At 31.2% G+C, this 953-nt stretch carries 1 protein-coding gene; it reads right to left on the minus strand.

All coding sequences use genetic code 11. The features are described 5' to 3' along the window. Window positions 1-244: 244 nt before the first annotated feature. Window positions 245-691 carry a hypothetical protein gene (locus IV513_RS15515; protein ID WP_209391454.1) on the minus strand — a complete coding sequence of 149 codons (447 nt, stop codon included), beginning with the start codon at window positions 689-691 and terminating at the stop codon, window positions 245-247. Window positions 692-953: the final 262 nt, after the last annotated feature.

A 953-nucleotide genomic window follows, 5' to 3' on the forward strand; every position in this document is an offset into this window, starting at 1 on the left:
TCTTTGCCGTTCTTTCTTCGGCCGGGTTGATCATTTGTTAAGTCCAATGTGTATTAAAGGTGCTTAAAAAAAGGTCAACCTATTTTGGTGCGATAGATTCTCCAAAATTACAGCTAACGGAAAAAGTATTGGCGAAGTGCGGGCTTAATTTGAACGAAAGTTCAATTTAGACTGAACGTAGCGAATGCTTTTTCAATTTTGCACTTACCCCCGCATTTTGCCAATACAATGTTAGGCGACGTTTTTATTTTTTCTCATAATAATATTTCAAACCATTTTCAAGTTCAATTATTATGGTATCATTTTTTAGATTTTTTAGAATTTTATTTTCATTCTTTGACTCAATTATTTTTATATAAACTTTTGAATTATTAATATTTTCTTTTTCTAATTCTGTCTTGTCAACCTTTTGAAGAGTTCCTAATTTCCTTGATTCAACAGACTTTATTTTTTCATTTATTGAATCAATTTTTACTATCAATAAACGTTCTTTATTGTCGATAAATCTATATAAAAATCCACATTTAGCGTTTTGAAAATGAGATAAAATTCTATCATTCAATTGCTCTCCATTTAATATTTCCTTTTCATTATTTCCAACATATGAGTAGTCATGAAAATGAGAAGCAGGACATGCAAATAAGAATAATAAACTTAAAATTCCTAAGAGTAATTTTATCTTTTTTTCCATTAATTTACTTTGATTTGTGTAAAATGTCGCCTAACGGGAAAGGGCTTGGCGAAGGCGGGGATAAGAAAGACGGAAATTCCAACTAATCCCGAACCGAGCAAAAACCATTTTCGTTTTTTCAAAATTACAAAAAAATAAAAAAACGAAATGGTTTTTTGCGGCGAAAAGTGCTGAAATCTTCTAAATGATAACTCTCAACCCCGCTTTTGCCAAACCCATGTTGTGCGCAGTATTTTTAGTTCGGCGACTTGGATTTAACTCG

The sequence above is a fragment of the Chryseobacterium sp. RR2-3-20 genome, from assembly GCF_017808115.1.
In the GTDB taxonomy this organism is placed as follows: domain Bacteria; phylum Bacteroidota; class Bacteroidia; order Flavobacteriales; family Weeksellaceae; genus Chryseobacterium; species Chryseobacterium oryzae.

Bases quoted from the DNA above. Each gene is read 5' to 3' on its own strand.
- IV513_RS15515 (WP_209391454.1), bottom strand. From the start codon at position 691: ATGGAAAAAAAGATAAAATTACTCTTAGGAATTTTAAGTTTATTATTC.